The organism is Aeribacillus sp. FSL W8-0870 (assembly GCF_037963755.1).
GTDB lineage: Bacteria > Bacillota > Bacilli > Bacillales > Aeribacillaceae > Aeribacillus > Aeribacillus composti.
This window is the reverse complement of sequence record NZ_CP150165.1, coordinates 595291-608974: the sequence shown is the minus strand read 5'-3', so window position 1 is coordinate 608974 and position 13684 is coordinate 595291. Positions and strand designations below refer to the sequence as shown.

Sequence of the window (13684 nt, the reverse complement as noted above, 5' to 3'; positions counted from 1 at the left end):
TTTTCCCTCCTCCCTTGCTTTCCTTCAACCTATTGTCCGCTCTTTATCTGTTCCTTAGCCATTACCATTTTCAACTTTGCTTTTAAATTTTTTACCCCACTTTTTTAGTGGAATAACTGCCTTGTAATGATCCGTTACAAAATGCCCCATGCTAAACAAAGACACGTGATTTTTTTAAGTAAGCGTCGACGTTTTAAATCGGCAAAATATTTCAGCAAAATCAAAAAAACTCCAACTTCAAAACTTAATGATTTGAGAGTTGGAGCCATGTTCAATCAAATTAAATTTTTAGTTTGCTGTAGAAACAAAGGATTAGTCCAATTCTATAAAACTATTAGTTTATTTTATTTGGTCTTTTATTTATATAATAAGCTGTTGCTAAAGCAATTAATGCAATAATGATCAAACCAATATACCCTAATTTTGCACCGAATAAAAAGATGGCAGTCGTTGGAACCGCTCCGTCAACAAGCGATGATATTGAGTTCGCTCCTTCCGGGAAAGAAAAGCCTACATTTTTTGCTGCTTGTGTGAAAAGTGGTGAAATATATGTTGCCAACAATAGACCAAAACCTAATGCAATCGTGCTTGCTACAACTGTTCGAACAACGTTCCCTCGGAAAATCGGAACCATCATACTCACAATGAATGGTATTGTTGCCAAGTCGCCAAACGGCAATACTTTGTTACCAGGAACAATAATTGCCAGTAACAGTACAATAGGCACCATGATCAAAGATGAAGCGATCGCTGCTGGATGTCCTACTGCCAAAGCACTGTCCATCCCTATAAATACTTCTCGGCCAGGAAATTTTGATTTTACAAATTCACTGGCAGATTCAGAAACTGGTGCAAGGCCTTCCATTAAAATGGATACCATCCGCGGTAAAAGAAGCATAACAGCTGCAGTTGATACTCCTAAATTCAACACTTCTTTAACATTCCATCCTGCCAAAATTCCGATAATAAGACCTAATATAAGCCCTAATACTGTCGATTCACCTAAAATTCCCAATCTTTTTTGAATTGATTCAGGATCAGCTTTTAAATTTTTTAATCCAGGAATAATGTTGAATAGTTTTTCTAAAGGCCAAGCAAATAAAATATACGGCGTAGACGTTCCATGAGGAAAAGATATGTTAGGATATCCATAAAATTGCTCTACATGTTTTTGAGACATATCAGCAAGGACTAAAAGGACGATTGCATGTACAGCGGCTGTTACAATCCCCATTGTAAAGCTGTCGGTCATAATGCTGACAAGCGCGCCTGTGAATGCAATATGCCATAAATTCCACAAATCAATATTCAATGTTTTTGTCAAACCTACAATTAGTAAAATTAAATTGACAGTTAATCCGATTGGTATTGCCAATGCGCCTACAGTTGATCCAAAGGCAATGGCAGAAGTAGCCGGCCAACCAACATCAATAATGCTTAAATCAATACCCAGTCTTTCAACCATATCTTTTGCGGCAGGTCCTAAATTGTCCATGAGCAGACCGATAATTAAATTAATACCAATAAATCCAATTCCAACTGTTAAACCTGCCCGAAATGCACGCCCCGGCTTCATTTTTAATACTAGACCAAATAGAAAAATGATGATAGGCAATACGACTGTAGGTCCTAAATCAACAATTTTTTGGATGAAATCCATATACTCCCATCCCTTCATTGATTATTTTAATGCTTCTAATATATCGTTAAATACCTTTTCCTTTCCTACACCTGTTAGTAAAGGAACGGCATTAACAACCTTTGTTTTAATGCTTGGTGGAACAACGGTCGTAGATACGATGACATCATAATCATTTCCTGTTGACAGAACATCCGACACTTTTGATTGATGAAGTTGAACATCTATTTGTTTTTCTTCAAAAAATTCCTTCAGTTTATTCATCACCATTGTTGATGTTGCAACCCCAGTCCCACAAATGACAAGTACTTTTTTCATTTTTATTCCTCCTTTTAATATTAAAAAAATTGTTTATTTTTAAAATATTTGAGATTCCAAATATGCAGCGATTTCTTTCTCGCTTTTCATTTCTTTTAAAGCAAGTAGTTTTTCTTCTTTTTGAAAAAATTCCATTAAGCTTTGAAGGAGTTCTATTTGTTTTTTGCCATCGTCCATCGCAAGCATCAAAATAATTGATGCATGTACTTTATCATCAGGGCTTCCCATTGCTGAAAACTCTACAGGCTTCTTTAAAATTGCAACTCCTATGGCAGTTCGAGCAACATGATGAGCATCTGTATGCGGAATTGCAACACCAACTGAAGTTAATGGCAATCCAGTCGGAAATTGGGCTTCCCTCTCTAAAACTGCATTTTTAAAGGTATCCTTAACAAAACCATGTTTATACAAAGTATCAGAGAGTTTAGAAAGAATGTCATTTTGATCATTTGCTTCAACATTTAACAAAACACAATTTTCGTGAATAACTTTTTCAACGGAATTCATGAATCTTTCCTCCTAATTAGGTCAGAAACCCAATTGTATAAAAAAAATCAATTCTGACTATTTACATTTGTTCTTTTTTGTTACTTTTGTTTTAATTATATTTGTAATCGTTTTCTTCTGTCAATATATAAAATGAAATTCATGATTGAGATGTTTTTAAAAAAATTTTTTTATCAAATTGTTTACCAATTTTCAACAATAGCTGCAGCAGTCTGTTCATCAATAATTAAAACATTGATGAAGCCCCCGTTTAGTGCACCTTTTATACTTTCAAGTTTATGAATTCCTTCTACAACAGCAATCACTTGGTCAACCTTCTTTAATTCGTTTAACGAAACTCCAATGACTTTGTTTGTAAATGAATTAATAATGACATTCCCACTTTCATCAAAAAAGCGAAATCCTATATCACCAACTACACCAAGCTTCCGTAAATAATGCAAATCATTATCCTCTAAATAACCTAGCTTACGCAGAGTGGATGATTTATGCGGGTTGCCGATCCCAATAACCGCCATATCTATATTCCGGCCTTCTTCAAGCACTGCTTCGATATCCGGCATTGCTAATAATCTTTCCTTTAATTCTTCTGTTTCCACAATCGCTGGGGCATATAAATAAAGACAAGTGCAATTCATCTTTTTAGCCAATTCATGAGCAAGTTGGTTTGCATGAATTTCGACAAATTTTCTCCCCATCCCCCCTTCAAGTGGAATAATTTTTAAATCTTCTTTTCGAATATAAGGAAATTCTTTCACAAGTTCTGCGAGCGTAGTCCCCCATGAAATACCTAACCTTTTCACCGATTTTAAATTTTTGGAAAGATAATATGCGCCCGCACGTGCTACAGCTTGCTTAATCATATCAGGTGTTAATCCTACTGTAGGTACGACAATGGCATCCTTCAATCCGTAATGTTTCTCCAATTTTTGCTCCAGTTCAACTGTATGGGCGCTTTCATCTTTAATAAATATTTCTATAATTCCTGCTTCTTTAGCTCGTTGCAGCATTTTTGAAATAATCGGTCTTGACACTCCTATTTTTTTCGCTATTTGTTCTTGCGTCCAACCTTCCATATAATATAATGTGGCCACTTTAACAAGTTGTCTTCTTTCGTCCCACGCTAACATTTCGTCACCTCTTCTTTTTTTCTCAATATCATTTGATCCATCTGATTACTTATATAATTCTATAATAAACGTTTCATGAGATGAATAAAAAGCTTCTGTTTTCAAACAAACGAACTTACTTTTTTATAAAGGAAAAAAATAAGAGCTTATTTACAAATTTGTTTTACTAAATGTTAATTAGTATAACAATTGTAAATAAGCCCTTTTTATATCACGCTATTATTTTTTACTTTTGTCTATAATGTTTCTTGCGACGTCAAAAAACGATTCAGATATGGTTGGGTGAGGATGGATCATATTGGCCAGTTCTTCTACAGTGCCTTCCAGGGATATGAAAGAGGAAGCTTCTGAAATCATTTCTGTCACGTGTGGGCCAACCATTGTGACTCCAATTATTTCTCCATATTTTTCATCATACACTATTTTTATAAATCCTGATGTGTCGCCAGAAACAAGCGCTTTTCCATTTCCGGCAAGATCAAATCTTTCAGCCTTTACTTGCAGCCCTTTGCGCTCGGCCTCCTCTTCTGTCAAGCCAACACTAGCTACTTCTGGAAGCGTAAAAATGCACCTGGGAACAACTTTTTCATCCATTTTCCGTTCACAGCCTGCTGCGTTCGATGCGGCAACAATTCCTTCCATATATGCCGCATGCGCCAGCTGATATCCTCCTATGACATCGCCGACAGCATAAATATTCGGATAGCTCGTTTCCATTTTTTCGTTCACTTTAATAAAAGGCCCGTTTTGTTCTAGCTTTAATGCCTGAACGGCAGATAAATTAGGTTTTCTTCCAACGCTTACTAAAAGCGCCTCCCCTTCTACCGATACCGATTCGCCTTTTTCATTTAGACATTCGACAATGGTTTTGTCTCCGTTTTGTTTCACGCTTGTTACTTTCGCATCTGTTAAAATTTGGACTCCTTTTTTCTGCAGCGATTTAGCAAGCGCTTTGGAGGCGTCAGCATCTTCAGTTGGAATAATCCGTCCGGCCATTTCAATGATCGTTACATTTGTTTTTAGACTGGAAAAAATAGTCGCTAACTCCACCCCAATGACTCCGCCGCCAATTATGGTTAGGGAGCTTGGTATTTTTTCAATATCAAAAATGGTATCGCTTGTATAAAAAGACGCAGAGTCCAGTCCATCTATTGGGGGAACGGAAGGAGATGAACCGGTTGCCACAATAATTTTGTCTGTTTGAACACGTTCCTCTTTTTTATCCGAAACTACTTTTACAATATTTCCTTCTTCTACAAAGCCTTCTGCCTCATATACATCAATTTTTCCTTGCTTTAACAAAAACATAACACCGTTTCTGAGACGGGAGATGACTTCGTCTTTGCGCTTTTTCATTTTGTCTAATGAAATCGTGATGTTGTCCGTTTGAATTCCCCATTCTCTTGATAATTCAATTGCCTCAATAATTTCAGCGTTTTTCAACCATGTTTTGGAAGGGATGCAGCCTCTATTTAAACATGTGCCGCCCAAAAAATCTTTTTCGACTAGCATTACTTTTTTTCCAAACCGAGCTGCATGAAGTGCTGCCATGTAGCCTCCTGGTCCACCGCCAATTACTGCAATATCATACGATTTTGTCAAATTGAGCCCCCTCCTTATAAGATCATTTCATACGGGTTTTCAAGAATGCGTTTTACTTCAGCCAAAAATTCTGCAGCAGGTGCTCCATCTATTACACGGTGATCAAAAGACAGGCTGACTGTCATCATCGGCCGAATGACGATTTCCCCGTTGACTACTACAGGTTTTTCTTGGGTTCTACCAACACCTAAAATGGCTATTTCCGGCTGATTAATAATCGGTGTAAATACATCTATCGGATACATGCCGAGATTGCTGATCGTAAAGGTAGAGCCTTTAAGCTCGTCAGGCCGGAGTTTTTGTTCCCTTGCACGTTTGCTTAAATCTTTTGCTTCTGCACAAATAGCGGCCAATCCTTTCTGCTCAACTTGTTTAATTACCGGCACCATTAAACCGTCTTTTACCGCAACTGCCACTCCAACATTAACTTCATTTTTATAAATGATTTCATCATGCTCCAAATGAACGTTCACTTCAGGGAATCGTGATAAAGCTGTACCGACTGCTTTGATAATAATGTCTGTATAAGTTAAACGGAATCCAGTTTGTTTTTCGACAACCGGAAGAAGCGCTGTTCTCATTTCGATTGCTTTTGTCATATCAATATCGCTGGCCAATGTAACATGTGGAGCAGTAAATGCGCTTTGCACCATTCTGTCGGCAACCACTTTCCGCAATCCGGATAGTTTCTTCCGGACTTCAGGCTGCTGAGCTTTCTGACTTGATGCTTGAATGGCGTTGATAACATCCTGTTTCATCACCCTGCCTCCTGCACCTGAGCCTTGAAGCGCCTTCAAGTCTATATTCTCATGCTCTGCAATTTTTCTTGCCAGCGGCGATGCTTTCGGTTGTGCCTTTTCTGTTTCTAAATATTGCTTCACATCTTTAAGGTGTATGCGTCCTTTTGGCCCGCTTCCTACAATGTTTCGAAGATCCACTTGCGCTTCTTTTGCTAAACGTCTTGCGGCAGGTGTGGCTCGTACTTTACCATTCTCATTGCTTTTTACTTCGACAGCGTCTTCGTTTGTTTCAGACTGTTCAGTCTTTTCACCGGATTGTTCGTTTGATTCCTCTGATAAAGCCGGCGGCTCGTCAGGAACCTTTTCCCCCGGTTCGCCGATATATCCGATCACTTGATTGACCGGAATTTGGTCATCCGGTTGGAAATATTTTTTCAACAATATTCCTCTGTCATATGCCTCAACTTCAATATTGATTTTATCGGTCATTATCTCAAATAACGGTTCGCCGATATCAACGGACTCTCCTTCTTCTTTAAACCATTGAAGGAGTGTGCCGACTTCCATCGTACTGCTCAGCTTCGGCATAAAAATTTCTTTTGCCATCGGTTCTCCCCCCTTTTTATTTAAATTGAACCGTTTCTTTTACTGCTTTTATAATATCCGGTACTTGCGGGACAGCTGCTTTTTCTAGATTCGGATTATAAGGAATAGGGACAGGCAGCCCGCCAAGACGTTTGATTGGGGCATCGAGATAATCGAAGGCCTCGCTCTCTGCAATGACACTAGCGATTTCACCGCCATATCCTCCGCGTTTTACAGCTTCATGGACGACTACAACTCTACCTGTCTTTTTCACAGATTCGACGATCGTTTCTTCATCCAGCGGGACAAGCGTTCTTGGATCGACAATTTCGACGTCAATTCCTTCTTTTTCAAGCTCTTTTGCCGCTTCTAATGCTTTATGCACCATAATCGCTGTTGCAACAATCGTCACATCTTTACCTTCCCGTTTAATATCCGCTTTTCCTAATGGAATCGAGTATTGTTCTTCTGGAACGTGGCTTTTTGTTTTGTAAAGGAGTTTGTGTTCGTAGAAAATAACTGGATTATCATCGTCAATCGCTGCTTTTAATAATCCTTTTGCATCGTAAGCTGTTGACGGCTGTACGACTTTCAGCCCCGGAATGTGCGCCATCCAAGCTTCTAAACTTTGAGAATGCTGGGCAGCTGCGCCTGTACCTGATCCGGCAGGAGTTCTTACAACCATTGGAACTTTCCCCTTACCTCCGAACATGTATCGGAGCTTTGCAGCTTGGTTCACAAGCTGATCCATAGCGATTGTGATGAAATCTGAAAATTGAAGCTCCAAAATCGGCCGCATGCCTGTCAGCGCTGATCCGACAGCCGCACCTGCAATGGCCGCTTCAGAAATTGGCGTATTTCTCACGCGTTCCGGACCAAATTCCTCGATCATCCCCCGCGTGACACCAAATGCACCGCCGTAAACCCCGATATCCTCGCCTAATATATAAACATCTTCATTTTTTCTCATTTCTTGACTCATTGCTTCTCGAACTGCTTCTAAATAAGTGATCTCTCTCATCGCTTTTCCCCTCCCTAAATTTACGCATAAACGTCTTCAAGCAATGTATCAACAGACGGTTCTGGACTGTTTTCCGCAAATTTAACAGCGTCTTCAATTTCCTGGAATGCTTCTTCTCTCAGCTGTTCAGCCTTTTCTTCTGTTAATACTCCTTTGTCAATCAAGTACTCTTTAAACCGTTTGATCGGATCTTTTTTTCTCCACTCTTGCTCTTCTTCACGAGTGCGGTATTTTTTTGCATCGCTTTTTGAGTGGCCTTTCCATCGATATGTTTTTGCTTCAATCAGCACAGGGCCCTTCCCTGATCTGGCATGTTCAACAGCTTCATAAACTGTATTCATCACTTCAAGCATGTCGTTTCCATCGATTACTTTGCCTGGAATACCGTAAGCCTGTGCACGATCTGCTATATTTTCAATATTGAACATCTCTTTTACAGACCCGCTCATTCCGTATTGATTGTTCTCGCAAATGAACACAACTGGAAGATCCCAAATGGAAGCAAGGTTTAATGATTCATGGAAGCTTCCTTCATTTGCTGCACCATCTCCGAAGAAGCACAATACAACATACCCCTCATTTTTCATCTTTGAAGTTAATGCCGCACCGACTGCCAAAGGAATGCCTCCGCCAACAATTCCGTTTGCCCCTAGGTTTCCTTTCTCTACATCTGCAATGTGCATGGAACCGCCTTTCCCTTTACAGTATCCGGTCACTTTGCCAAACAGTTCGGCCATCATTCTATCGACTGTTGCACCTTTAGCAATGCAATGGCCGTGACCTCTGTGTGTGCTGGTAATTTTATCTTTCTCTTGCAAAACGGCAATTGATCCTGCTGCTGTTGCTTCTTGTCCTACACAAAGGTGAGTCGTTCCATGAATCATCCCTTTTGCAAAAAATTGGTCGACTTTTTCATCAAAATATCGAATCAGCCACATTTGTTTATACAATTCAACTAATCTTTCATCCGTTATAAATGCTGGAAGTGCATGATTACTCATTTCTTCCACCTCTCCTTTACATTTGTTCTTTATAGTTACTTTTGTAATAAATATAGAGTTTTTTCCGAAAATAGTCAAGGAATATCTATATAAGCTTATTTATTGGAGTCTTTCAAAATAGTGGAAGTACTCAAGCTTCTTTCTTTTGTTTGGTAAACTAAAGATAATCGAGGGGCTGCAACCATGTTTTATGCAAAAAAAATGGCTGCCAATTTGTAGTTATGGCAGCTCAGCTCTTTTAGACAAAATAGAAAACATACGAAATCAAGCAGAGAAAAACGGTTTATTGTTTTTTACTTGATTTATTTTGGGACTTATCAAACACCATCTTACACATATGATTAATTTTTTTAGGTCAAAGCATTTCCGCTGTTTTTTCATCTGTAATTAACACATTTATTAACTTCCCTTTTAAAACGGCTTTGATCGCATCGACTTTTTCCAGTCCTGCTGCCACTCCAATCACAAACGGAATTTCTTTTAATTTTTCAATATTAAAAGAAATGATTTTATCATTCCAAATATTTGAAGGGGCGCTTCCGTTTTCATCGATAAACTTATAGCAAATATCGCCAACAGCATCGAGTTCATTAAAATATTGTCTATATTTTTTTCCCAGCTCTGATCTCGTAATGGTTGAGTGTTTAGGTGAACCGCCGATTCCTACAAGGATGATATCCGCTTTTTCGGCAAGGTTAAAAATGCTTTGTATAGATGTTTGGGTCATAAACAATTCCTTATCTTTTTTGCTGTCAGCCATCACAGGGGCATGGAGAAGCTTATAATTTGCCTTCAATTTTTCAGCAAACATCGAAACAAGAACATTGGCATGTATATCTACCCGTTCATCCCCCATTCCTCCTACAATCGGAACAAAGGTCGTGGAGGAATAATTAAGGTTAGCTGGCATCTGCTTCGCAACAGAAAGCAATGTCGTGCCAGAAGAAACCCCGACAATTTGTCCGTCTTTCAATATCCTTAATAAATATTTGCTCGCATATTCCCCGATATTTTCCAAATCCGGTCCGTTTCCTAGATTCGGAACGCAAATGACTTCCCGAAGTCCATATTTTTTTTCAATTCTTGCTTCTATATTCATGAGAGGATGATGGGAGCCGTCATGAATTTTAATTTCAACAATTCCCAATTCTCTTGCTTTTGATAAATATTTTGAGATCAGCGACCGGCTTACACCGAACACTTTTGCGATTTCTGATTGTGTAGCTCCTTCCGCATAATACATATGAGAAATTTTCACAAGCAGCCTTCTATCTTCCAATAATTCCCCACTTCTTTCTATAAAATCTAGGTTCGTATTAAATTATAATGGTAACAGAAAGAAAATTGTTATTTTTCAAAGCGAATTTCTTTTCCAACTTCGATATGTGGGAATGTAAAAGGCTCGACAAAAACAGCTCCTGGAAGCACATGTTCATTTGGTTTGGAAAAATAGATCGAAATATGGCCTAATTCCTTTAAATTTTTGTTTGCTGCCGAGCCGACTGCTGTGATGAAATATTCTTGATCGCCCCATATAATTTTTCCGCCCTCAACAAGCGGCTCATCCGACACATCGCCTTCAAATTCATGAATAACAGATACTTCTCTAAGCTCTTGAGGAGCATTAGGCCCAAAGAGAATTAAAACTTTTTCTTCTTCAAATGATGGGACTAGAGTACCGATTTCACGAATAATCGTTTTCGACATCTTATGATCCTCCTTGAAATCCTATTCATTATTGATACATGCCGATGCTTGCGGCATATGCGATTAAAACTGCAAGAACTCCTGTGATTAAACGGCTGTACAATACAGCTGGCACACCGTATTGAATCGTTTCTGGCTTCGCTTCTCCAAGAGACAAACCGACAGGGACAAAATCCGCACCCACTTGGCCATTAATGGCAAATAGAGCCGGCAAAGCAAATTGAGGCGGAATGTTGCCCGCTGCAATTTGGCTTCCAATTAATACCCCAATGACTTGCGCAATAACAGCTCCAGGACCTAACACCGGTGACAGAATCGGGATTGTACATACGATAACGATGACGATCAATCCCCATAAAGAACTGGCAAGAGGAGAAAGAGTATTAGCGATCAAATCACCGATTCCCGTATAATTAATTATACCTATTAACATACTAACAAAAGCCATAAATGGAATAATATTTTTAATCAGCATATCAACAGAATCGCGTCCCGCCTGATAAAAAGTACCAGTTACTTTTCCTATTCCTCTTGAAAACTTCATTAATATATTTTCATTGTTTTCACGGTGTTCCTTTTTTACTTGTTCGTATTGAGCTTTAAATGCTTCCTTATCATTCACATTGAATTTTGGACTGTCTTCTTTCTGCTCCGTTTCCGAAGCATCCGTCTGAATGTTTTGTTCTTCTGCTTCGTCCGCAAGATAAATATCCTTCACAGTAACACCCGATACAAAAATATCTTCAGTAATGTGTTTCGCCAATGGACCAGAAGGTGAAGAAGGAAGAATATCAACGGTCGGGATTCTTTTCATTGGATACAAACCAATTCTGGCTGTTCCGCCGCAGTCAATCACGACACACATCATTTCATCTTCCGGAACTGAATTTTTAAAACCATCTACAGCTTCAGTGCCTGTTAATTCTGCTATTCTCGCTGCTACAGGATGGATGCCGCCGCCTGTAATGGATACAACTTTTTGTTTCTTTCCTTTCGGTTCAATGCGCAAGCCTTTTCCCCAGCCGCCAGAACCTTTTGCAACAAAAACAGCTCGTTTTGACATATGTTCTCCTCCTCTTTAAAATTTGAACTCGCTTTCATCTTTGTCCAAAATTTAAGATTTCGCTTCCATTCTGCGCGCCAAAAATTTTGTTATATATTCCGTAATAATTCCCCGCATTAAAATAACTACGATCCCTACGAGAAAATAACGAACAGCAAGCTCTGACATAGAATAGCCCGCTTCTTTTATTCCGTTGGCAATTCCTAAATAGACAAATAATTCTCCTGCGTTTGCATACGGAAACAACGCCGTCACCGGATGAACAAACGATACAGCTGAATCATAAAACGCCGGCTTTTGTTTTTCTGGCAAAAAGCGTCCGAACGTATAACACATCGGGTTTGTTAACAGCAATACTGATAATATCGGCATGACAGTATATCGTAACAGCATATACTTCGAAGCAAATTGTATCGCTCTATTGACCCGCTCTTCACCAATAAATTTAATAACTGCATAAGTAAATGTAAGCAAAACAACCAAAGTCGGGATAATGCCTGTAAACATACCCATAAACGTTTCTCCGCCAGCCTGGAACATTCCGATAAAATGTTCACCAATCCATTTCAACCATTCCATCTTTCACTTCTCCTTTCAGCACATTTTATATTGAAAGCTTTTTCTTTGAAATGGAAACGATAGCATTTTCGGCCGCCATCGATAAAGCCGCCAAAAATGAAGGGATTTGCCTCTTTTTTCCTGCAGCATTTTCTGTGAATTCATGGTGATCATCCAAAATTTTGGCTACATGATGGCCAATGTATTTTTCATATTTTTTAAACTTTGAGAAAACTGAAATACCTTTTAGAATATAGCAATCTTCTATAACATAATCCTTGTTCACTACAATCATTGCCATAGCGCCGGAACTAAATTTTCGCCGATTCATGCCTGAGTACAAAAAATACCCTTCTTTACCCTTGTAATGGCTTACAATTTTGTCGACATATTTTTTATAATGTCTGACTTGTATAATTGTCGCCACATATTGAACTAGCAAAATCATGGTTAAAATGATAGCAAGCTTCAAAAAGAATCACCCCCTTTGCTCTGCACAAATGCATTTTTTAGTTAGAAAATAGATGATCTTGAAGAGATCTTAATTTCCAAACGGTTGTGGATGGATCTAGCTCAACATCATCTAATGTTAAAAATTGACCTTGTTTAATGGAACGTTTTGCAACAATGTTTCCACTGATTAAACCGATTGGGATGTGTGAATTTTTCTTCATCTCTTGATGAGTTTCAAGCACGCCTCTTACTGAGTAGCCGCCGATGCCATCAATGGCTTCTCCTGCTTGAATATCGCGCTTGGCAACAGCGACTGTTTCTGAAACTGGCGCCCCTAATGGATGAATCGATGTATCGTGTTGCAATACTGCTTTTGCAATCGTAATAGGAGTTTCTAAACTTGCTAGATGATAAGGCCGGTAAAGAACGTAATGAGGGCCTTTGCCAACTTTCAAATATCTTAATTCTGCATCTACAGGTTCTAATTCGCTTTTCACAATGACAAACACGCCCGGTGCTAATCCGTTTACATATTCAACTACTCCGAATTGACTTAAAACACCGCCGTTTTCTTGTAAATTCAACTTGTCGGCAACCGTTTCCAAATTTGCTTCCACGCCGTGCATACCAACTTTATCTGGAATGAGACCTGTAGCGTTGCTTAATAAATTCATTTCAGCCATTGTTTTTGTGCCGTCTTGGAACGCTGCAAGCATATGGGCGCTCATATGTTTTTGAGCAGCTTCTTCCTTGCATGTATCCGGATTGGCGTTTGGTATGAACGGGTTGTTTTTCCCTTTCCCAGCAACAAGCACTTCAAGACCCATTGTCTTCGCAAACTCATACAGTTCAAGCGTTGCTGCCGGTTCATCTCCCGCAGATCCTGTATAAACTAATCCGGCTGATGTAAACAAATTGTGCATAATTGATCCGATTGTAATATCTACTTCAACGTTAAGCAGCACTAAATGTTTTCTAGATCTTAATGCTTCCAGTGAAATGTTTGCACCAACTTCAGGAACCCCTGTAGCATCTACAATGACTTCTACTTCATCAGATTGAATCACTTTTCGGTAATCACTGCTGACAAGAACAGGATGTTTTTTCGTTAATTTCGATTGATAATAGCTGCTGGCTCTTTCTGCCGCTTCAATATTGACATCACAAATCCCTCTGACTTCCATGCCAGGTATGCGTGAGATTTGGGAAATCAGGCCGAATCCCATTTGCCCTGCACCAACAACACCTACTTTAATTGGCTGGCCGTCACGTTCCCGTGAAAGCAACTCTTGATAAATAGACATGTTTCCAGCTCCTTCTAGGCAATTTTTTGTCGTATGTGCATGTACCCTGTAACATT

14 protein-coding genes are annotated in these 13684 nt (G+C 39.1%); all 14 read right to left on the bottom strand.

What is annotated here, in order from left to right; genetic code table 11:
• Nucleotides 1–334: 334 nt before the first annotated feature.
• The gene (locus tag NSU02_RS03085; RefSeq protein WP_063386327.1) at nt 335–1660 is read right to left on the bottom strand and encodes a PTS transporter subunit IIC; all 1326 of its coding nucleotides are present in this window, start codon (nt 1658–1660) and stop codon (nt 335–337) included.
• Nucleotides 1661–1681: 21 nt separating this feature from the next.
• The gene (locus NSU02_RS03080) at nt 1682–1957 is read right to left on the bottom strand and encodes a PTS sugar transporter subunit IIB (RefSeq protein WP_339194170.1); all 276 of its coding nucleotides are present in this window, start codon (nt 1955–1957) and stop codon (nt 1682–1684) included.
• A 39-nt stretch (nt 1958–1996) separates the two neighbouring features.
• Nucleotides 1997–2464, bottom strand: a complete 468-nt coding sequence (locus NSU02_RS03075) for a PTS sugar transporter subunit IIA (protein ID WP_339194168.1) — start codon at nt 2462–2464, stop codon at nt 1997–1999.
• Between the two features lie 182 nt (nt 2465–2646).
• The gene (locus NSU02_RS03070) at nt 2647–3594 is read right to left on the bottom strand and encodes a sugar-binding transcriptional regulator (protein ID WP_339194166.1); all 948 of its coding nucleotides are present in this window, start codon (nt 3592–3594) and stop codon (nt 2647–2649) included.
• A gap of 219 nt (nt 3595–3813) precedes the next feature.
• Nucleotides 3814–5196 (bottom strand): dihydrolipoyl dehydrogenase, encoded by a 1383-nt coding sequence (gene lpdA, locus NSU02_RS03065; RefSeq protein WP_130157755.1) that lies wholly within the window; start codon nt 5194–5196, stop codon nt 3814–3816.
• A 14-nt stretch (nt 5197–5210) separates the two neighbouring features.
• Nucleotides 5211–6542, bottom strand: a complete 1332-nt coding sequence (locus tag NSU02_RS03060; RefSeq protein WP_327848377.1) for a dihydrolipoamide acetyltransferase family protein — start codon at nt 6540–6542, stop codon at nt 5211–5213.
• Between the two features lie 16 nt (nt 6543–6558).
• Nucleotides 6559–7542 (bottom strand): alpha-ketoacid dehydrogenase subunit beta, encoded by a 984-nt coding sequence (locus NSU02_RS03055; RefSeq protein WP_063386333.1) that lies wholly within the window; start codon nt 7540–7542, stop codon nt 6559–6561.
• A gap of 20 nt (nt 7543–7562) precedes the next feature.
• Nucleotides 7563–8543: a pyruvate dehydrogenase (acetyl-transferring) E1 component subunit alpha gene (pdhA, locus tag NSU02_RS03050; RefSeq protein WP_066246927.1), complete on the bottom strand. Its 981-nt coding sequence runs from the start codon at nt 8541–8543 to the stop codon at nt 7563–7565.
• A 355-nt stretch (nt 8544–8898) separates the two neighbouring features.
• Nucleotides 8899–9801, bottom strand: a complete 903-nt coding sequence (locus tag NSU02_RS03045; RefSeq protein WP_339194163.1) for a sugar-binding transcriptional regulator — start codon at nt 9799–9801, stop codon at nt 8899–8901.
• Between the two features lie 89 nt (nt 9802–9890).
• Complete coding sequence (locus NSU02_RS03040; RefSeq protein ID WP_063386335.1) at nt 9891–10250, bottom strand: PTS glucitol/sorbitol transporter subunit IIA; 360 nt, start codon at nt 10248–10250, stop codon at nt 9891–9893.
• 28 nt (nt 10251–10278) lie between these two features.
• Nucleotides 10279–11313, bottom strand: a complete 1035-nt coding sequence (locus NSU02_RS03035) for a PTS glucitol/sorbitol transporter subunit IIB (protein ID WP_327863272.1) — start codon at nt 11311–11313, stop codon at nt 10279–10281.
• A 51-nt stretch (nt 11314–11364) separates the two neighbouring features.
• Nucleotides 11365–11892, bottom strand: a complete 528-nt coding sequence (locus NSU02_RS03030; protein WP_130158525.1) for a PTS glucitol/sorbitol transporter subunit IIC — start codon at nt 11890–11892, stop codon at nt 11365–11367.
• Between the two features lie 25 nt (nt 11893–11917).
• Complete coding sequence (locus NSU02_RS03025) at nt 11918–12343, bottom strand: transcriptional regulator GutM (RefSeq protein WP_327856935.1); 426 nt, start codon at nt 12341–12343, stop codon at nt 11918–11920.
• 37 nt (nt 12344–12380) lie between these two features.
• On the bottom strand, nt 12381–13628 hold the full coding sequence (locus NSU02_RS03020) for an SAF domain-containing protein (protein ID WP_066246931.1): 1248 nt from the start codon (nt 13626–13628) through the stop codon (nt 12381–12383).
• Between the last annotated feature and the right edge of the window lie 56 nt (nt 13629–13684).

Coding starts and splice junctions, on each gene's coding strand:
- NSU02_RS03080 (WP_339194170.1), bottom strand. CDS start 1,957: ATGAAAAAAGTACTTGTCATTTGTGGGACTGGGGTTGCAACATCAACA.
- NSU02_RS03060 (WP_327848377.1), bottom strand. CDS start 6,542: ATGGCAAAAGAAATTTTTATGCCGAAGCTGAGCAGTACGATGGAAGTC.
- NSU02_RS03035 (WP_327863272.1), bottom strand. CDS start 11,313: ATGTCAAAACGAGCTGTTTTTGTTGCAAAAGGTTCTGGCGGCTGGGGA.
- NSU02_RS03020 (WP_066246931.1), bottom strand. CDS start 13,628: ATGTCTATTTATCAAGAGTTGCTTTCACGGGAACGTGACGGCCAGCCA.
- pdhA (WP_066246927.1), bottom strand. CDS start 8,543: ATGAGTAATCATGCACTTCCAGCATTTATAACGGATGAAAGATTAGTT.
- NSU02_RS03085 (WP_063386327.1), bottom strand. CDS start 1,660: ATGGATTTCATCCAAAAAATTGTTGATTTAGGACCTACAGTCGTATTG.
- NSU02_RS03070 (WP_339194166.1), bottom strand. CDS start 3,594: ATGTTAGCGTGGGACGAAAGAAGACAACTTGTTAAAGTGGCCACATTA.
- NSU02_RS03030 (WP_130158525.1), bottom strand. CDS start 11,892: ATGGAATGGTTGAAATGGATTGGTGAACATTTTATCGGAATGTTCCAG.
- NSU02_RS03075 (WP_339194168.1), bottom strand. CDS start 2,464: ATGAATTCCGTTGAAAAAGTTATTCACGAAAATTGTGTTTTGTTAAAT.
- NSU02_RS03040 (WP_063386335.1), bottom strand. CDS start 10,250: ATGTCGAAAACGATTATTCGTGAAATCGGTACTCTAGTCCCATCATTT.
- NSU02_RS03055 (WP_063386333.1), bottom strand. CDS start 7,542: ATGAGAGAGATCACTTATTTAGAAGCAGTTCGAGAAGCAATGAGTCAA.